General features: G+C 62.9%; 17 protein-coding genes. 3 read left to right on the top strand and 14 right to left on the bottom strand.

Annotated features, from left to right (window positions below):
• Nucleotides 1-158 precede the first annotated feature (158 nt).
• The 4 genes from JQ611_RS27455 to JQ611_RS27440 all read right to left on the bottom strand — a co-directional run bounded on the left by JQ611_RS27455 (nt 159) and on the right by JQ611_RS27440 (nt 6,334).
• Nucleotides 159-1,772: a choline dehydrogenase gene (locus JQ611_RS27455; RefSeq protein ID WP_312012190.1), complete on the bottom strand. Its 1,614-nt coding sequence runs from the start codon at nt 1,770-1,772 to the stop codon at nt 159-161.
• A 137-nt stretch (nt 1,773-1,909) separates the two neighbouring features.
• Nucleotides 1,910-2,686, bottom strand: a complete 777-nt coding sequence (locus JQ611_RS27450; RefSeq protein WP_212467153.1) for an enoyl-CoA hydratase — start codon at nt 2,684-2,686, stop codon at nt 1,910-1,912.
• Nucleotides 2,683-3,123 (bottom strand): MarR family winged helix-turn-helix transcriptional regulator, encoded by a 441-nt coding sequence (locus JQ611_RS27445; protein ID WP_312012189.1) that lies wholly within the window; start codon nt 3,121-3,123, stop codon nt 2,683-2,685. Before JQ611_RS27445 ends, JQ611_RS27450 begins: the two co-directional genes overlap by 4 nt.
• Nucleotides 3,124-3,346: 223 nt before the next feature.
• The gene (locus JQ611_RS27440; RefSeq protein WP_212467152.1) at nt 3,347-6,334 is read right to left on the bottom strand and encodes an EAL domain-containing protein; all 2,988 of its coding nucleotides are present in this window, start codon (nt 6,332-6,334) and stop codon (nt 3,347-3,349) included.
• Between the two features lie 328 nt (nt 6,335-6,662).
• Between JQ611_RS27440 and JQ611_RS27435 the strand changes: the two genes are divergently transcribed.
• On the top strand, nt 6,663-6,905 hold the full coding sequence (locus JQ611_RS27435) for a hypothetical protein (RefSeq protein WP_212037300.1): 243 nt from the start codon (nt 6,663-6,665) through the stop codon (nt 6,903-6,905).
• 24 nt (nt 6,906-6,929) lie between these two features.
• Complete coding sequence (locus JQ611_RS27430) at nt 6,930-7,172, top strand: hypothetical protein (RefSeq protein ID WP_212262695.1); 243 nt, start codon at nt 6,930-6,932, stop codon at nt 7,170-7,172.
• Nucleotides 7,173-7,197: 25 nt separating this feature from the next.
• Here the strand turns inward: JQ611_RS27430 and JQ611_RS27425 are convergent, their stop codons facing one another.
• Together JQ611_RS27425 and JQ611_RS27420 are read right to left on the bottom strand one after the other, a co-directional pair.
• A complete protein-coding gene (locus tag JQ611_RS27425) occupies nt 7,198-8,193 on the bottom strand; it encodes a glycosyltransferase family 4 protein (protein WP_283816782.1) in 996 nt (331 codons plus the stop codon).
• Between the two features lie 36 nt (nt 8,194-8,229).
• Nucleotides 8,230-9,831 carry an alpha-amylase family glycosyl hydrolase gene (locus JQ611_RS27420; RefSeq protein ID WP_212467150.1) on the bottom strand — a complete coding sequence of 534 codons (1,602 nt, stop codon included), beginning with the start codon at nt 9,829-9,831 and terminating at the stop codon, nt 8,230-8,232.
• Nucleotides 9,832-10,238: 407 nt separating this feature from the next.
• Here JQ611_RS27420 and JQ611_RS27415 point away from each other — a divergent pair, with 407 nt between their 5' ends.
• Complete coding sequence (locus JQ611_RS27415; RefSeq protein ID WP_212467149.1) at nt 10,239-11,279, top strand: 5-methyltetrahydropteroyltriglutamate--homocysteine methyltransferase; 1,041 nt, start codon at nt 10,239-10,241, stop codon at nt 11,277-11,279.
• Between the two features lie 172 nt (nt 11,280-11,451).
• Here the strand turns inward: JQ611_RS27415 and JQ611_RS27410 are convergent, their stop codons facing one another.
• The 8 genes from JQ611_RS27410 to JQ611_RS27375 form a co-directional block, all read right to left on the bottom strand.
• Nucleotides 11,452-11,844 carry a VOC family protein gene (locus JQ611_RS27410; RefSeq protein WP_212467148.1) on the bottom strand — a complete coding sequence of 131 codons (393 nt, stop codon included), beginning with the start codon at nt 11,842-11,844 and terminating at the stop codon, nt 11,452-11,454.
• Between the two features lie 85 nt (nt 11,845-11,929).
• Complete coding sequence (locus JQ611_RS27405) at nt 11,930-12,193, bottom strand: hypothetical protein (protein WP_212037294.1); 264 nt, start codon at nt 12,191-12,193, stop codon at nt 11,930-11,932.
• Nucleotides 12,190-13,179, bottom strand: a complete 990-nt coding sequence (locus tag JQ611_RS27400) for a DUF2778 domain-containing protein (RefSeq protein ID WP_212387437.1) — start codon at nt 13,177-13,179, stop codon at nt 12,190-12,192. The genes JQ611_RS27405 and JQ611_RS27400 overlap by 4 nt, the downstream gene beginning before the upstream one ends.
• A 189-nt stretch (nt 13,180-13,368) precedes the next feature.
• Nucleotides 13,369-13,794 (bottom strand): DOPA 4,5-dioxygenase family protein, encoded by a 426-nt coding sequence (locus JQ611_RS27395; RefSeq protein WP_212262706.1) that lies wholly within the window; start codon nt 13,792-13,794, stop codon nt 13,369-13,371.
• Between the two features lie 62 nt (nt 13,795-13,856).
• The gene (locus JQ611_RS27390) at nt 13,857-14,429 is read right to left on the bottom strand and encodes a carboxymuconolactone decarboxylase family protein (RefSeq protein WP_212262708.1); all 573 of its coding nucleotides are present in this window, start codon (nt 14,427-14,429) and stop codon (nt 13,857-13,859) included.
• Nucleotides 14,430-14,474: 45 nt separating this feature from the next.
• A complete protein-coding gene (locus tag JQ611_RS27385; RefSeq protein WP_212467147.1) occupies nt 14,475-15,008 on the bottom strand; it encodes a VOC family protein in 534 nt (177 codons plus the stop codon).
• A gap of 75 nt (nt 15,009-15,083) precedes the next feature.
• Nucleotides 15,084-16,724 (bottom strand): NAD(P)/FAD-dependent oxidoreductase, encoded by a 1,641-nt coding sequence (locus JQ611_RS27380; RefSeq protein ID WP_212467146.1) that lies wholly within the window; start codon nt 16,722-16,724, stop codon nt 15,084-15,086.
• Between the two features lie 13 nt (nt 16,725-16,737).
• Nucleotides 16,738-17,535: an SDR family NAD(P)-dependent oxidoreductase gene (locus JQ611_RS27375; RefSeq protein ID WP_212387433.1), complete on the bottom strand. Its 798-nt coding sequence runs from the start codon at nt 17,533-17,535 to the stop codon at nt 16,738-16,740.
• Nucleotides 17,536-17,661 lie beyond the last annotated feature (126 nt).

Genomic DNA, 17,661 nt, shown 5'->3' with positions numbered 1-17,661 from the left:
CATACCCGCGAAGGCGGGTATCCAGTACGCCGCGACCTCTCGGATCAATCCCAACCGTCTCTGGAATATTGGATCATCCGCCGGAGCCAGTCATCGGCCGACCCGGTGGCGGATGATGACACCGGTGTTGCCGAAGCAGTCTCGGTCAGAACGCGCGTTTACCGCGCATCCTCCAGAATCATGTCGGAAGCTTTTTCGGCGATCATGATCGTGGGCGCGTTGGTATTGCCGGACATCAGGTCCGGCATGATTGAGGCATCGACCACGCGCAGGCCCTCGATGCCGCGCACTTTCAGACGCTGATCGACCACCGCCAAGGGATCGTTGCCCATCCGGCAGGTCGAGGTCGGATGATAGACCGTGCTGCCGGTGCGGCGGCAGAAATCCAGCAACTCGTCGTCGCTCGCGACCTTCGGCCCGGGATCGACCTCGCCGACCGCAAACGGCTTTAGCGCGGGCGCCGCGAGAATCTTGCGCAATATCCTTATGCCATCGATGAAGGCGCGGCGGTCGGTTTCGGTCGCGAGATAATTGATACGGATTTCCGGCGCCACGCTCGGGTCCGCACTCTTGATGCGCAGCGAGCCGCGGCTTTCGGGGCGCAGCTGGCAGACCGAGGCCGTGAAGCCCGATTGCGCATGCAGCTTCTCGCCCATCTTGTCGGTCGAGAACGGCAGGAAATGAATCTGGATGTCGGGCGAGGCCAAACGGGGACTGGTCTTGAAGAACGCGCCCGAGGTGCCGGCCGCGATCGTCAACGCGCCCTTGCGGAACGCCGCATATTGCAGGCCGGCCATCACCCGCCGTACCGGATTGTTGACAATGTCGTTCAGCGTGATGGATTGGGCGCAACGCGTCACCAGCCGGACCTGCAAATGATCCTGCAGATCGTTGCCGACGCCTTGCGCGTCGAGCACCACCTCGATGCCATGGCTCTTCAGGAGATCCGCCGGCCCGACGCCGGAGAGCTGCAGCAATTGCGGAGAATTATATGCGCCGCTGGAGACCAGGATTTCCTTGCGCGCCCGTGCAACGCGCACACGGCCTTCCTGCTTGTACTCGACCGCCCTGGCGCGGCGGCCTTCGAACACAATGCGCTGCGCCAGCGCCGAGGTTTCGATATGCAGATTGCTGCGGTTCTTGGCCGGGCGAAGATAGGAGAAGGCCGAACTGGCGCGGCGGCCGCGCTGCGTCGTGGTCTGGAAAAATCCGGCGCCTTCCTGGGTCGCGCCGTTGAAATCGGGATTGGTGGGAATACCGACCTCGGCGGCCGCGACCACAAAGGCTTCCGACAGCGGATCGGCATGGCGCCAATCCGACACCGGCAGCGGGCCACCTGTGCCGTGATACTTGTCGCCGCCGCGCTGCTGGTTCTCGGCCTTCTTGAAATAGGGCAGCACGTCGTCATAGCCCCAGCCGGCATTGCCGCGCTGGCGCCAGCGATCATAATCCTCGTGCTGGCCACGCACATACAGCAGGCCGTTGATCGAACTCGAGCCGCCCAGCACTTTGCCACGCGGCTGAAACACCTGCCGGCTGTTCAAGCCCGGCTCGGGCTCGGTCTGGTACATCCAGTTGACGGATTTTTCCTTGAACAGCTTGCCGTAGCCGAGCGGCACGTGGATCCAGAGATTGCTGTCCTTTGGTCCGGCCTCCAGCAACAACACCGAATGCTTGCCGTCCGCGCTCAGCCGATTGGCGAGCACGCAGCCGGCCGAGCCGGCACCGACGATGACGTAATCGAATTCGGCAGCGTCATTATTATTGTTCACTGGTTTCCCCCGCGCGCGTTGCCGGCACCTCCCATCACTATGACGAAGTGGGATGGTTGCGGGCGATACACCACTCGGATGCATCGCCACACGGGCCGCCTGCTAGGGAAAAGAGGTAGCGGGGGCGTCCGATAGGGTCAAGTTGCCGCAAGCTTTGAGAAATCCGGCGGGCGGCGCTCGGCGAATGCCGTGAAGGCTTCGCGCGCCTCCATCGTCTTCAACCGCTCCGCGAACCGTTCACTCTCTGCCAGTATCTGCGCCATCAACATCTCGGGATTGCGCATCAGCCGCTTGGTCGTGCTGACGGCACCGGCCGGTTGCCTGGCGAGACGTCCCGCAAGCGCCTTTGCCTCGGCATCGAGCCGGTCGAGCGGCACGACGCGGTTGGCAATGCCCCATGCAAGCGCGGAGGCAGCATTCACGGGTTCGCCGAGCGCAAACATCTCAAAGGCGCGCGCATAACCGATCCGAAGCGGCATCAGCAGGCTGGATGCGGCTTCCGGCACCAGTGCCAGATTGACGAACGGCGTTGAAAGCAGCGCGTTTTCGGCCAGCACCACGAGATCGCAATGAAGCAGCATCGTGGTCCCGACGCCGACGGCGCGTCCGTGGACCGCGGCAACCAGCGGGCGGCTGGATTGTGCGAGCGATTTCAGGAAGCGGCTGACGTGGCGCTCGCCCTGCATCTGGCCGGTGGCAATCGCCGCGAACTCGCCGACGTCGTTGCCGGCAGTGAACATGTCGCCTTCGCCCCGGATCAGGACCGCGCGGACGGCAGGATCGGTCTCCGCACCCTGGATCGCGTCCGCCAGCGCGCCGTACATCGCGTTTGTCAGTGCGTTCTTCTTGTCGGGCCGCGCCATCGTCAGAGTCAGGATGCCGCCGTCGTTTTCGATTTTGATGTGTTCGGTCATTGCACTTCTCCTCTTGGAAACCTGGTTTGAAAACTGGTGAGCCAACGCGCGACGATTTCGATTTCGGCGTCGGTGAATCCCTCGGCGAGGCGTGCATTGATTTCGTCAAGCCCGGCCTTCGACTGCGCCAGTGCCACGCGCCCGACCGGCGTCAGCCAAAGCCGCCACGCGCGGCCGTCATCCGGATCGGCGCGCCGCTCGATCAGGCGAGCCGCCGTCATCCGGTCCACCAGGCCGCTGATGCCGGGCGGACCGAGGTCCAGCGCCGCACCCGCCTCGCCCATCAGCGCCCCGTCGTGTTGACCGAGGATAAAGAGCAAGCCGGACTGCGCGGCCGTGACCCCGTTCCTCTCTGTCTTCGTGGCGACCCATCGCTGCAGCCGCCGCTGGGCGACGTTGAGCAGGAAGACCAGCCGGCGGTCCGGGCGGGAGGTCACTTGCGGACGCGCTCCTGAAATTTAGTTCGCATGCGAAATATCTACCCGAAGGCTGGGAGCTTGTCACTACTGAATGTGACGTCGCACCTTCGGTACTGGGCGAGGTTCCGCAGCCGGACCGCCCCGGCGAACACCCCGCAATCCGGTCGCATGATGAGGGCTTCGACAGCATTGGTGCGCACGATCGGAGCTGCCGCGCCAAGGGCGGCTAGCCTCGCCTTCGCTAGTCGATCGCGAGCTCTGCCGCCCGGGAATCATCGGCGCCCGGCTGGAGCGACGGCGACGCCGCATGAGGCGGCCGCAGCAGATCCGCAATGCCGCCCGGCGGCAGCGGCTTGCTGAACAGGTAGCCCTGCATCTCGTCGCAGCCGTGCCGACGCAAAAACGCCTGCTGCTCGATGGTCTCCACGCCCTCGGCCACGACGGTCATGCCGAGTGCCTTGCCCATGCTGATGATGGCTTGCGCGATCGCCTGGTCCTCCATGTCCTCCGCGAGGTCGCGAACGAAGGATCGATCGATCTTGATGGTGTCGATCGGGAATTGCTTCATCAGCGACATCGAGGAGTGACCGGTGCCAAAATCGTCGATGGCGATATGAATGCCCCGACTCTCGATCCCGTCCAGCACACGCACGGCGCGCGCGACGTTCTGCATCACCATGCTTTCGGTGACCTCGAGCTGGAGCAGGTTCGGCGGCATGCCGCTGATCGCCAGCGCCGCATCGATGTCCTGCAACAGGCGTTCGTCGACGAACTGGCGCGGGGACAGGTTGACCGCCATCGAGACCGGCCGCATCCCCTGGCGTTGCCAAATCATGTTCTGCGCGCAGGCTTCCCTGAGCACCCAACGGCCGATCGGAACGATCAGGCCGGTTTCTTCGGCAAGCGGAATGAACTGGCACGGCGGCAGCATGGCTCCGTCCGGGGCGCGCCAGCGCAACAGCGCCTCGACGCCGGTGATCTCGCCGGTGTTCAGATCGATCTTGGGCTGATAATGCAGCAGCAGCTCGTCGCGCTCCAGCGCATGCCGGAGGTTGGTCTCCATCGTGAGCCGCTCGATGGGCTGGGTCCTGGTGTCGCGGGTGAAAAACCTGAATCCGTCCTTGCCATCGCCCTTGACGAGATACATCGCCGTGTCGGCATTCGCGGTCAGGGTCTGAATGTCGGTGCCATCAGCAGGATAGATCGCCACGCCAATCGAGGCGGTGACGTTACATTCGTGACCGCTGAGCTGGATCGGCTCACTTAAAATCCTCAGCAGGTCTCGCGCGACGCCTTCGACGTCCTCCCGCCCCGAAACATCCTCCAGAATAAGGACGAACTCGTCACCGCCAAGCCGGGCGACGACGTCGCAAGCGCGCACGCTGCGCCGCAGCCGGGCGCCGATCTCGGTCAACAGCCGGTCGCCGGCGTCATGGCCGAGCGAATCATTGATGACCTTGAAGCGGTCGAGATCGATGAACAACACGGCCAATTGCCGATCCTGGCGCCGCGCCGACTCGATTGCAAAGTGCAGCAGCTGGTTGAACGACTCGCGGTTCGGCAGATCAGTGAGGCTGTCGTGGGAGGCGAGATATTCGATGCGCTGATCCGCGATCGTTTTCGCGTCGGCGCGCTCAAAATTCTCCAGTGCGAACGCGACATTGTCGGCAAGACGCTGCAGCAGCTCGGTCAATTCAGGAGTGAATGCGTTGCGTTCCCTCGACAGAAACAACAGCGCGCCAAGCGCCTCTCCGCCGCGCATCAGCGGCAATGCCGCGCCCGACATGGTCGCACGGTCCTTGGCGCGAGTGTAGAAGTGGCTGTTCACCGGAAAGTCGGCGAGATAGTCATTGCTGATGCACGCCTTGCGCGTACGCATCGCGATGCCGGTAACGCCCTGTCCTTCCGGGTGATGCGCATGCGCGGACAAGCGAAGATCGATCACGCGATCCCGTCCGGGCCCCGCTGCGGCGACCACCTCCAGAAACTCGCTGTCGGGGCGCGCCAGCGCAATGACCGTGGAGGTGAAATCACCGCCCAGCACCGCCGCTTCGCATACCCGCCGGAACAGCTCTTCGCGCGTGGTCGCCCGCATGATCGCTTCGTTGGTGGCGCCCAGGGCGGCCAGCAGGCGCGCAATCCGCTCCTTCTGCCGTTCGGCGGCGCTGCGCTCGGCCTCCTGCGCCAGCACATCAAGCCCGAACGAGACGTTTTCGACGATCCGTCCCATCAGGGCGGTCATCTCGTCATCGAGCCGGTCGCCGCCGCCGAAGAAGAAGTACATGACCCCTACGGTCCTGGCGCCGGCGAACAGCGGGAACACCGCGCACGCCGCCAGCCCTGCTTTTTCCACCAGCGGCAACCACGGGCGCGAGCGCGGATCGTTGGGCACGTCGTTGCTAAGACAAGGCTTGCCTGTCCGGAATGCCGTCCCGCCCATGCCCTGTCCTTGCGGGATCGCGGGATCGCAGGAGAAACGCAGGCTCGCGGTGATTTCGGGATAGACGCTCGCCTGCGCGGCCAGCCTGAACCAGGTGGTGTCCGGCTCGGGCAAGAAGATGGCGGCGCCCAGCAGTTTTCCCTGCTCGACGGCGGCCTCGCAGACCCGCGTGAACATCTCGTCTTCCGAGCGCGCCCGCATAATCGCTTCGTTGGTCGCGGTGAGCGCGGCGAACATCCGGGTGATGCGCGCCGTGGCATTGTCGCGGTCAAAATTGTCGAGTGCAAAGGAGGCGTTTTCAGCCATGCGTTCGAGCAGGCCGACCGTTTCTTCGTTCAACGCATCGGGTTGTTCCAGATAAAACAGCAGCACGCCGATCGGTTTTCCGTGCCGCTTGATCGGCACGGCGGCGGCCGACCGGGCTCCGATCTGACGCGCCTGGACATGCCAGCGTTTTGTTCGCTCATCATTGGTGTAGTCGTTGGAGACAAACGAGCGGCCGGTACGAAATGCGGACGGTGCCAGGCCCGTTCCATCGTCCGAGTCCGCGTGAACCGAACTGGCATTGTCCGCGTTCTTCAGCGTATCGACGCCAAGACCGGCGCCGGCAACACAACGCAAACGGCCGTTGCCGTCGGCGAGCAGCATGCCCGTGCCGAGGAACTTGCCGCCAAACACCGCCGCGTCGCAAACCCTCTGAAAAAGCTCATCCTCCGATTTGGCCCGCAGGATGGCTTCATTGGTGGCGCTGAGCGCTCCGAACATGCGCGCCAAATTGGTACGCAACATCATCGATCCCCTATGTCGCGGAGCAAGTTGACGTTTCGCCGCCAAACCAGGGTTATGAAAAGCGGTAAACAAGGAATGAATCGGGCTTAAGAATAACGGGCGGCTAAGATTTCCGGATTAGTCGTACGTAGTTCCCCGGACCACATCTCGATCGGACGCCAGCCTTTGGAACTGGCAGCCCGGATGCGAGCATCCGCGCGATCCCCAAGGCCGCGGCCCGGCCCAAGAGAGCGGCCCAAAAGAGCGGTCCAAGAGAGCAGCCAAGTCATTGGTTGCCCTTTGGTCCCGGCGGGAGGATGCTGTCGGCTATGGGCAAAGGGAGCGCGACATGAGCAAGACAGGTCTCGACAATCGCCACCGCAACCACGACGGCGAAATCAGCCACAAGCACGGCGCCACGCTGGTTGGCACGTTTCGCAAGATTTACGGACAGGGTTTCGCCGCCGGTTATCCGGCAACCGAGAAGCTGAGCGACGTTTTGCTTCAGCTCAACGAGACGTCGCTGAGCCAGCTGCGCCGGGATTACGAGACCGGCCACCTCGAGCACAAGATCGCGAAATCCGCGAAGTAACGCCCCGCACAGGTAAAGACCGGCATGGCAAAGATCCTGCTTTCAATGCAAGACTTGCAAGCGCATGCGTTGGCAGAGCTCCGCAATCAACCCGGCTGCTCGAACGTTCGCAAGATCGCCATCAATCGCGCCACGGATGAGCGGGCTGAAAACAATTGGTCGATGTGCGTGGTGTCCGCGGGCGACGCCGATGCCAACGCGGCGGCACGCGCCGCGCTCGATATCCAGAAGGCATTACGCCACGACTACAATCTGGCGGCGGAGTGACCGCGAGGGGTGCGCGCCCCGGTTCTCAGCCGAGGATTGATCGGTACAGGCCCAGATATCTATCGGCCATGCGGTCCACCGTGAAACGGGCCGATACCGCAGCACGGCAAGCAGCGCGATCGATCTCGTCGATGCGAGCTATCGCATCTACCGCCGCATCGAGGCTGTCGACCAGAAATCCGGTCACGCCATCATCTATGAGCTCGGGCATCGATCCGCGGTTGCGGGCGATGACCGGCGTTCCGCAGGCGAGCGCTTCCACCACCGACAGACCGAACGGCTCGTCGAAATTGATGAGGTGGAGCAGCGCGCGCGCGGAGCCCAGAGTCTTCGCGCGCACCGTTCCGCCAACCGGGCCAAGATAGACCACGGATTTGTCGTCGAGTGCGGGCGCTACTTGCTCGTCGTAGTAATTCTGGTCCTGGACGATGCCGGCCATGATCAATTTTCGGCCGGACCGATCTGCCGCAGCGATCGCTTCAGCCGCCCCCTTGTCCGGGTGAATGCGGCCGAAGAAGAGCAGATCTTCGCTGCCGTGCGAATCGAAGGGGAAATCCTCCAGCGGAATGCCATGGTGGATTGTTGCGGCATAGCGCAGGTCCGGATGGCGATCGGCGTCACTGATGGCAACATAGTGGACGCGATTTTCGTATTCCTTGTAGGCGGGCAGGATGCGCGCGGAAGAGAAACCGTGGATCGTCGTCACCACGGGGGTTCCGACCAGCCGCGAAAAGGCGAGCGGGACGAAATCGGCCTGGTTGTGAATAAGATCGAACTCACCGGCCTGCTCAAAGACGTGGGCGACATGGAGCATCTCCCACACCTTTGCGTCGATCGCGGGATCCTCGGAATAGGGCGCCGGGCAGACGGCATCGAGCTTGCCTGCCGTCCGGCTGTCCTTGGTGGCGAACAGGGTGACATCGACGCCGCGCGCGACCAAAGCCTCGGTCAAGAGACTGGTCACCTGCTCCCAGGGGCCGTAATGGCGCGGCGGTGTCCGCCAGGAGATCGGCGCCAGCATGGCAATGCGCACGTGATCATCCTTCTCTGCTGTGGGCTATCCGGCCTCGAGCACGACAGCTTCATTCGACCCTAGCAGGAGGGCACCGTCTTCGACCAGCGCCGCATCTTCGACCGTGGACAGGAGCACCCGGCTCCTATGCGCCCAATCCGGCAACGGCAGTCGATGCGACTGTGCGCCGAGGTTGAGCGCCACAATCAGCCGCTCCGAATCGTGCCGGCGTTCGTAAACCAGCATCTCGTCCTCCACATTCAACAGTACGAAGTCACCGATCGACAAAGCCGGGCAATCGCGCCTGAACACAAGCAACCGACGATAAAGCGTCAGGATTGAGTGAGGATCTTCCGACATCCGCGCCACGTTGCGCGTCGGCCAGTCGGCATTGAGCGGCAGCCATGGCTTGGCGTTGGTGAAACCGGCATTTTCGCTGTCATCCCATGGCATCGGCGTGCGCACGGGATCCCGGCCCAACGCCAGACCGGGCTCACGCAACTCGCGCGGGTCCCGCACTTGCGATGCTTCGATCATGACATCGCTCAAACCAAGTTCGTCGCCGTAGTAGAGCGTGGGCGTGCCACGGAGCGTCAGCAACAGCACCGCCGCGACGCGGGCCTGGGCCTGCCCACGCTTGGCCGCAACGCGCGGCCGATCATGGTTGCCGAGCACCCAGTTTGGCCAGCCACCCAAAGGTAGCGCTGCCTCATAGCCGGTGATCGCCGCCGCCAGGGCGCGCGCCTGCCACGGCGTATCGATGAGCTGGAAATTGAAGGGCAAGTGCACCTCCGGGCGCTCACCGCCGTAATAGTGCATCAGACGATCGACCGGCAGGTAGATCTCACCGATCAGAACCCGTTCGCCTTGTCCCCTGGCGCCATAGCCGTCGGCGATTTCACGCATTTCGGCGGCGATCCGGTGCACCTCGGGCTGGTCTGTGGAATGGAGTTGAAGCAGGCGGTGCATTTCACCCATTTCGGGCCGATAGGCCGGGTTGGGCGGATTGTTCGGGAAATCTGCGGCCTTCACCATGTGCCAGAGCACGTCGATGCGGAAGCCGTCGACGCCGCGATCGAACCAGAAACGCATCACGTCATACATCGCCGCCCGCACGGCTGGATGACGCCAATTGAGATCCGGCTGCTCCTTCAGGAAGGCGTGGTAGTAATATTGTCCGGTGGTTTCGTCCCATTCCCAGGCCGAGCCGCCGAAATCGCTGATCCAGTTATTGGGCGGTCCGCCGTCAGCCGCAGCATCGCGCCAGATGTACCAATCTCTTTTCTGATTTCCACGCGAAGCGCGGCTCTCGACGAACCATGGATGCTGGTCGGAGGTGTGGTTGGGCACGAAGTCGAGCAGAACCTTGAGCCCCCGCCGATGGGCTTGCATCAGCAGGTCGTCGAAGTCTGCCAGCGTCCCAAAGCGTGGATCGACGTCGCAATAGTCGGCAACGTCATAGCCGAAATCAACCATCGGCGACGGATAGATCGGGGAGATCCAGATCGCATCAACGCCAAGGCTGACAAGATAATCGAGCCGCTGCGCGATCCCTCTGAGGTCGCCTATGCCGTCACCGTTGGTGTCCTGAAAGGAACGCGGGTAGATCTGATAGATCACGCCATTCTGCCACCAGGGCGTGGTCATGCCGACACCGCCTTTGGTAGACGCGCCGGTTGCCGTTTATTGATCACGTGAGGTCGTCAAAACTCATCCACCTATCCACCGCGTCAACCCGACGGATTGCGACGAGCAGCGGCAAAACGACTCTGTTCCTGTTGCGATCGGAAGTCGACGGTTTTCTCCCGTTCTCGCGGCGCGAAGCGACACTAAGCCCTATCCAGGCATCCGATTGGGCAATTATGATGCCATCCATGAGGTCAAAAGCCACGATCGCCACCGCCTGCAAGAGGACGCACTCGCGCGGCCCGAGGCTTTATCTGTTTGACGCGTTTTCTGCACGCGAACCGGAATCCACCCCCGGATCAAGTCCGAGGGCATGCTTCGCTTGAAAACGCTGTCGACGCCATAACAACAAGAGCAAGGATACCGTGATGAACCTGCCAACGCATTTGCTGCCGACCACCGTGGTCGGAAGCTATCCGCAGCCGGAATGGCTGGTCGACCGCGCGATGCTGTCGAAGGTGGTGCCGCGGACGCGCATGCATGCGATGTGGCGGCTGCCGCCGGAGCATCTGCAGGAAGCGCAGGACGACGCCACCATCGTCGCCATCAGAGACATGGAGCGCGCCGGCATCGACATCGTCACCGACGGCGAAATCCGCCGCGAAAGCTACTCCAACCGGTTTGCGACAGCGCTCGACGGCATCGACGACGAAAAGCCGGCGATGATCACCTCGCGCAACGGGCATCAAACGCCGGTGCCGCGCGTGGTCAGCCCGGTGAGGCGCAGCGGGCCTGTCGAACGGCCCGACATGGAGTTCCTGCGCAAGAACACCGACCGCGCGGCCAAGATTACCCTGCCCGGCCCGTTCACGATGAGCCAGCAGGCCAGGAACGAGTTCTACAAGGACGACGAAGAACTCGCGATGGCGTTTGCGGAGGCCGTCAACGCCGAAGCGCTGGACCTGCAAAAGGCCGGCGCCGACGTGATCCAGCTCGACGAGCCCTGGGTGCGCAACGATCCGGACCTCGCAAGGCGCTATGCCGTCAAGGCCATCAACCGCGCATTGGCCGGCATCACCGTGCCGACGGTCGTGCATCTGTGCTTCGGCTATGCCGCAGTCGTGCCGGGTTCGACCAAGCCGGCGGGTTATTCGTTCCTTGCCGAACTCGCCGACACCAGCGCCGAACAGATTTCGATCGAAGCCGCGCAGCCGAAGCTCGATCTCGGTGTACTCAAGGATCTCTCATCGAAGAAGATCATGCTGGGCGTGCTTGATCTGGGTAATCCCGAGATCGAGACGGCCGCCATCGTCGCCGACCGCATCCGCAACGGCCTCAAGCATGTCGCGGCCGAACGTCTGGTGGTGGCACCCGATTGCGGCATGAAATACATGCCGCGCCACGTCGCATTCGGAAAGCTGAAGGCGATGTGCGAGGCGGCTGCGATCGTACGCAAGGAAATCAGCTAGAATGTAGCGTGTTTAGGTGGATTGAACCCGCCCGTCATCCTGAGGTGCGAGCGCAGCGAGCCTCGAAGGATGGGCCACGGGCACATTCATCCTTCGAGGCGCGCAAGAGCGCGCACTTCCCGAGCGAACGCAAATGCGTTCGTCCGGGGATGACGCGAGACCGTGCGAGGACTCAAACCTCGGCGTAGATCTCGATGACATTTCCCTCGGGGTCGCGGAAGAACAGCGCGCGATGGTGCCAGCTCGGTATGTCCCGGGGCGGGCTCAGGATCGTCACCCCCTTGGATTGCAACGTCGCATAACAGGAATCGATCAGATGCGGCGCGACCCGGAAGGCGAGCTGGACCGCAGCCGAGCCGGGGGCGATCGGACCATCGTGCCACGCAGCCCAGGGACCGCGCGGCCTCAAGGTGAGCAGCGCGGAGCCGACCTGAAAGCTGACCCAGTTCTCACTGTCGTGAGCGATCGGAAAGCCCATCACGTCGAGATAGAATAGCTTGGTCTCCTGCATCTTCGAACACAGCAGAACGGTGTAGTCGAGATTGCGAATGTCACCGAGACTCATGCAGCTGCCACCTCTGAGAAAAATCGATTTGAAATGACGCCGCGAGATGGCCAACGAAAATGATAGCTCTTTTGGGACTACATCGTCAAAGCAGCTTGGCGCGAACGAACAGCGCGCGCAACGCGGCGGTCGCCTGCACCGTCAGCATCGCATTGTCAGCGGCGCCTCGCAGCGTACGGACCGCATCGGCGTGCAACGACTTGAACTCGATCCATTCGACCGAGCTCAGATTGGTGATAAACTGATAGGCTTGACCGACGGTACCAATCGATACCGTCTTGCCGTTCAAACTGATCTTGAACGTGGCCCGCAGCGGCGTGTCGGAATTGGAAACGTTGTTCGCAATCATGATGGCGACGTCGAACGCCGCGACGCGGTCAAGCCCTCGCTCAGGCTCGGCACCACGACGAGGCGCTTGACCTGCCCGTTTCGATAGGCCTGCAGGAACTTGTCATATTCCTTGATCGAGACGCAGCCGTTGGAATCGCCATTGGGCCCGAGCAGGTAGGAGTGCACCAGCAAGCCGGTTCGTCCGAGCGTGTCGGCATCACCCACCGGCGTCATGCGAAGCGCCGCGACACCGTGAAACAGCTTCTCCCGCGGCTTCAGATCATAGACGTTCGGCGGCGTCGCCCCCACCATGCGCATGCTGACAGAAGCGGGGTTGTCCATCAGGCCGCCGAGCCCTGAATGCGCCTCGAGCTTGACGCCGTTCGGCATGTAAACGGTCCGCGCCGAGATGTCGTAGACCGCGGTAACGTTGTCATATCCGAGCGCGCCAAGATCGGGCTTGTTGCCGAACAGGCCGTCGCCCGGCGTCAGGGACGCCAGCGAAAAACGCATCGGCACCATATCGGCCAGCTTCTGGAACATGGACCGGTCGTCCGACCGCGCCGGCGGAGGCGGCGGCAGATCAACCCTCAGCGCCAGAACGGCTTCGGCGGGCCGCGACCTCGGCAGCGGAATCGCAGGCCCGGCCGGCGCTGCGGGCTGGTCGGCCTGCGCATCCGGCGACTGCTCGGCCAGCTGGCTTTCGATGTGACCGAACTCGGCGTCGAAATCCGTTCGCGCCGGGCGGAAGACGGGACGCGAGGGATACCTGATGGACGGCGCGTTGCGCGCCGCGCCCGATCCGAACCTGTCATCGAACGAGAATGCGCCGGCGCTTTTGGCGGCTTGCGGGTTTCGTAGCCAGGCAACGAGATCAACATTCATCGCCCAGGCGGCCAGCGCCGACGTCACCACGAGCAAGGCAGCGGCAAAGGCGGCCTTGCCGACCAATGGAAAACCGCGGCTCGAAGCATGCCCGGTCGTGCTCGTGGTCCTGTAATCCATCCGTCCCCGGCTCGGCGCTTCGGAATCAGACCTGATTCTGCAAGGGATTCACCGAATAAGCCCAAATATAATGCAATTCAAAGTAAGGCATAATCGAGACACCGGACCACGGCTATGGTCATCAATCGAATCCGCAGCGACCCGGGCAATCTTGGTAAACAGCGCCGGTTCCCTGTGTGACGGCCACGCTCAGGGCCGGAGCGTCGGGCTGGTATTCGGTGCCGGTGCCTGTTCCATTTCCGAGTGTTCCGGCAGCTTGTCCGCATGCACCGATAGCGCGGGCCCGATCCAGATCGGATCGGCAAGATGGTCGCGGCGCGGATTGGTCGTGTTCGGATGGACCAGAACGCTCAACCTGCCATGATTCAGCATCAGCCAGGGCACCAGTTCAGGGAACACCTCTTTGGCAAAGGCCACCTGGTACATCGCCTGATCGTGGGGACCGACCTTGACGTCGTGCCACCGGCCGAGCGTCACCGAAAAGCGCTCGCCCATCCAGCCGCGCAACTGCTCGGCCTCGCCCCGCGTTGTCGCCGGATCGTAATAGATGTGCGCGTGGTAGCTGGCGATCTCGCTCAGGGATCGCGGACCATCCTTCTCCGGCAACTCGCTCATCGCAACCGCTCCGCCTCTTACCGTTCAACCGGTCGCGATGATCGCTGGTGCCGACGGCGCGGTCAATCCGCAGAGGCGGCCTTCCCGCGCTTGCTGCTCTCGTAAACGGTCATCCCGGCGGCGGGATCGAGGTCGGTCTCGGTCGCCTCGGTCAGGCGCGCCATCATCATGTAGAAGCCGATCGTCATGATCGATTCGACGATTTCCTGCTCGCTGAAATGCGCGCGCATCCCGGCAAACACCGGCTCAGGCACACGGACATTGTCGACCACTTCCCGGCCGAAAGCCAGCAGCGCCTGTTCGGCTGCATTGAACGCGGCGTCGGCGTAATTGCCCTGTTCGATGCAGTCGATCTGCGGCTGCGTGACGCCGACCCCGAGCGCGATCGGGACATGCTGGCGCCACTCATAGGCGCCGCCTTCCCGCTGCGCGGCCTGGAGAATCAGCAGTTCGCGATTGACGTGGCTGAGCTTCTGCTTGTGCAGGATGGAGTTGGCGAACCGCATCGCGGGAATGAAGTTGGTTTCGGCATGCGCCAGCATCCGGAAGATGTTCAGCTTCACCGGCATCCTGTCGAAGGCCGTGCGGGTGTCGCCGCTGGTCTTCTCGGGGTCGATCAGGGGTAATCTGGCCATGTGCGTCTCCTTGTGTTTGCTGTTTTTTCGACGTTGACCGGCGGCTCAGCGAGCTCTGACGTCACGGATCGGCTCGGAGCCGTCCCAACCGGCGGCGATCTGCTTGATATGTTCGAAGAACCGTCCCTTGCCACCGCTGATGTCGGAGATCTCCACGATGGTGCCGGGATGGGATTCCGTGTCGAAATAGCAGAAGCGGCCCTGCTCGCCGCCGATCTGGCCCTCGTGCCCAACCTTGTAGCCCAGCGACAACGCGCGGTCGTAGAGAGCCTGATAATCCCTCGTCCAGTACGACATGTGCTGCATGCCTTCGCGGCCGGAATCGAGGAACTCCTTGTACATGGAAGGCGCATCGTTCCTCTGTTGAATGAGCTCGATCTGAAGATCGCCGGAATTGGCGAGCGCGATGCTCATCTCCATGCCGGACTCGGCACCGCGGTGACGGAAATAGTCGGTCTTGACCCGGTCGATGTAGAACCAGGGCCCGACGCCCATCACGTTGATCCAGTGATCCATCGCGGCGCGGATGTCGCGCACCACATATCCGTTCTGACAGACGGCGCCAAAAATGCGACTCATGATACCTCCGTTGTCGGCGGCGTTCGCCCGCTTCTTGCGGATCGCCGCACCTGATGTGGTTTCCGCTTCCGCGCCTCAGGTCAGGTGAAAACCTTCATAGCCACGCGCGGCGATCTGCGCGCAGCGGTGCCGGTAGCCTTCCCCGACATAGGGCATGAAGACGCGCGGTTTTCCGGCGATGTTCGCGCCGAGATACCAGGAGTCCGCTTTCGGAAACAACGTTCGTTCGGCCATCTCGGCGACATGCGTCATCCAGGCGCGCTCGGCTGCGGGATCGGGCTCGATGATCCGAAAATCCTGCGCGCGCATATGGTCGATGCAGTCGGTCAGCCAGTCGACATGCTGTTCGCAGGCGTTGATCATGTTGCCTATCACCGACGGGCTGCCGGGGCCGGTGATGATGAACAGGTTGGGAAAGTCAGCCACGGCGATGCCGAGATAGGCGCGCGGTCCTTCGGCCCAGGCGTCCTGCAGACGAAGCTCATTTCGTCCGCGGATGTCCATCGCGAACAGTGCCCCGGTGATGGCGTCGAAGCCGGTCGCGAACACCAGCGCGTCCAGATAGAACTGGCGCGCCGAGGTCTTGACGCCGTCGGCCGTCAGCGCCTCGAGCGGCTCTTCCTTGAGATTCACCAATTCGACATTGTCGCGGTTGAAGGTCTCGTAATAATTCGTATCGACGCAGATGCGCTTGACGCCCAAGGGATATCCCGAGGGGCTCAGCGCCGCGGCGGTTGTGGGATTTTTGACGATCTGGCGGATCTTCTCGCGCACGAAATCGCAGGCGACGTCGTTGACGGCCTCATGGGTCAGGAGATTCGGGAACGACAGCAAAAACCCGCCGCCTCCTTCCTGCCAGAGCTCCTCGTAGCGCCGCCATTGTTCGTCGCGCGAGGGTATCGGCGCCTCGAACGCGGAAGAGTTTACGCGGCCGGCATTCGGACTTGCGAGGCTCTCGCAGTAGGCCGGGAAGGCCGCATCAAACTGCTTGAAGTCCTCGTCCCCAGGCGCGCGGTTGCGCGCGGGCACGGAGAAATTCGGTGTGCGCTGGAACACCACGACGTGTTTGGCGGCATCCGCAATCAGGGGAATCGCCTGCACGCCCGATGACCCCGTGCCAACGACGCCGACGCGTAGACCAGTGAAGTCGACCTCCTGTTCCGGCCAGCGGGCGGTGTGGTAGATCGGACCGCGAAAGCTCTCCAGGCCCGGCGTCTTCGGGCTGTTCGGCACCGAGAGCGCGCCTGATGCCATGATGCAGAAGCGGGCGCGGATCTGGTCGCCGCGATCGGTCCGCACCAGCCAGCGCCCGCCGGCTTCATCGAATGACGCCGAAATGACGCGGGTCTGAAACCGCAGCAAATCGCGCAGCTTGAAACGATCGGCGACGTATTTGGCGTAGTCCAGAATCTCGCGCCTGGCGGCGTATTTCTCCGACCAGCGCCACTCCCGCCGCAACTCCTCCGACCATGTGTAGGAATAATAGAGGCTCGGAACGTCGCAGCGCACGCCGGGATAGCGGTTCCAGTACCAGGTGCCGCCGACTTCGGGGGCGGCCTCGAAGCCGATCACGGATAGGCCCTTCTCACGCAGCCGGTGCAACGCATAGAGACCGCCAAAACCTGCGCCGACCACGACCGCGTCATAGTCGCCCTCGACCGCCGCGCGTTCGACGCGATCCCGGGTGTGGTCTTGCTTGTTCGCCTGAGTTGCCATGGTCTATTTCCTGTCAGCCGATCGAACGGCCGCCGTCGATCACGAGTTCGGTGCCCGTGACGTAGCGGCTCTCGTCGCTGGCGAGCCACAGAATGCCGCTCGCGATATCTTCCGGCATCGCCTTGAAACCGAGCGGCACCGCGCGTTCGGTCAGTTTGTCCAGCGTCGCGCCGCGCGGCGGCCCTGAATTCGAACCCTCCTCGGCGGTGCCGATCAGCGTGTCCCAGATCGCGGTTTCGGTGATGCCGGGGTGAAGCGAGTTGACCCGGACGCCGTCCTTGGCGGCGGCGCATTCCAGCGCGACGGACTTTGTGAACAGACGGACGCCGCCCTTGGTCGCGCAATAACCGGACACGTTTGGCGAGGCCTTGATGCCCGCAATCGAAGAAACATTGATGATGCTGCCGCCACCGCCTGCGCGCATCAGCGGAAGCGCGGTTTTGACGCCGAGGAAGACGCCGTCGAGATTGACGGCAACCTGGCGTCGCCAGTCGGCGAGCGACATGTCGACGACGGGACTGGAGAGACCGATCCCGGCGTTGTTGACGAGCACGTCCAGCCGGCCGAACCGTGCTTTGGTTTTGGCGATCACCGACTGCCAGTCTTCCTCGCTGGTCACGTCGTGATGGAGATATTCCGCCTCGCATCCAGCCGACCGCAGTTCGCCCAGCAGGCGCTCGCCCTTCTCGTCCTGCAGATCGGTCGCGACGATCTTCGCGCCCTCACGCGCCAACACAATGACCGCGCTGCGCCCGATTCCGTTGGCGGCGCCGGTCACCAGCGCGACCTTGCCTTCGACCCGCCGTTTCATGCGTTCTGCCCGTTCACGCAAAATCCTCCCGGCCCGGTCGAGGGTTGTTCTTGGAAACGTTTCCACGATTGAGCTTGATGTTTCCACTGATGTCAATATTAATAGGCAAAGTGCTTCAAATAACGT

Origin of the sequence: Bradyrhizobium sp. AUGA SZCCT0182, from assembly GCF_018130185.1 — a bacterium.
Lineage (GTDB): Bacteria > Pseudomonadota > Alphaproteobacteria > Rhizobiales > Xanthobacteraceae > Bradyrhizobium.
This window is presented reverse-complemented; position numbering and strand designations above follow the sequence as displayed.

Excerpts from the sequence above, each read along its gene's own strand:
- JQ611_RS27450 (WP_212467153.1), bottom strand. The coding sequence starts at position 2,686 with ATGACCGAACACATCAAAATCGAAAACGACGGCGGCATCCTGACTCTG.
- JQ611_RS27395 (WP_212262706.1), bottom strand. The coding sequence starts at position 13,794 with ATGAGCGAGTTGCCGGAGAAGGATGGTCCGCGATCCCTGAGCGAGATC.
- JQ611_RS27420 (WP_212467150.1), bottom strand. The coding sequence starts at position 9,831 with ATGACCACGCCCTGGTGGCAGAATGGCGTGATCTATCAGATCTACCCG.
- JQ611_RS27375 (WP_212387433.1), bottom strand. The coding sequence starts at position 17,535 with ATGAAACGGCGGGTCGAAGGCAAGGTCGCGCTGGTGACCGGCGCCGCC.
- JQ611_RS27440 (WP_212467152.1), bottom strand. The coding sequence starts at position 6,334 with ATGTTGCGTACCAATTTGGCGCGCATGTTCGGAGCGCTCAGCGCCACC.
- JQ611_RS27390 (WP_212262708.1), bottom strand. The coding sequence starts at position 14,429 with ATGGCCAGATTACCCCTGATCGACCCCGAGAAGACCAGCGGCGACACC.
- JQ611_RS27425 (WP_283816782.1), bottom strand. The coding sequence starts at position 8,193 with ATGCTGGCGCCGATCTCCTGGCGGACACCGCCGCGCCATTACGGCCCC.
- JQ611_RS27400 (WP_212387437.1), bottom strand. The coding sequence starts at position 13,179 with ATGGATTACAGGACCACGAGCACGACCGGGCATGCTTCGAGCCGCGGT.
- JQ611_RS27430 (WP_212262695.1), top strand. The coding sequence starts at position 6,930 with ATGGCAAAGATCCTGCTTTCAATGCAAGACTTGCAAGCGCATGCGTTG.
- JQ611_RS27435 (WP_212037300.1), top strand. The coding sequence starts at position 6,663 with ATGAGCAAGACAGGTCTCGACAATCGCCACCGCAACCACGACGGCGAA.
- JQ611_RS27415 (WP_212467149.1), top strand. The coding sequence starts at position 10,239 with ATGAACCTGCCAACGCATTTGCTGCCGACCACCGTGGTCGGAAGCTAT.
- JQ611_RS27385 (WP_212467147.1), bottom strand. The coding sequence starts at position 15,008 with ATGAGTCGCATTTTTGGCGCCGTCTGTCAGAACGGATATGTGGTGCGC.
- JQ611_RS27410 (WP_212467148.1), bottom strand. The coding sequence starts at position 11,844 with ATGAGTCTCGGTGACATTCGCAATCTCGACTACACCGTTCTGCTGTGT.
- JQ611_RS27405 (WP_212037294.1), bottom strand. The coding sequence starts at position 12,193 with ATGATTGCGAACAACGTTTCCAATTCCGACACGCCGCTGCGGGCCACG.
- JQ611_RS27380 (WP_212467146.1), bottom strand. The coding sequence starts at position 16,724 with ATGGCAACTCAGGCGAACAAGCAAGACCACACCCGGGATCGCGTCGAA.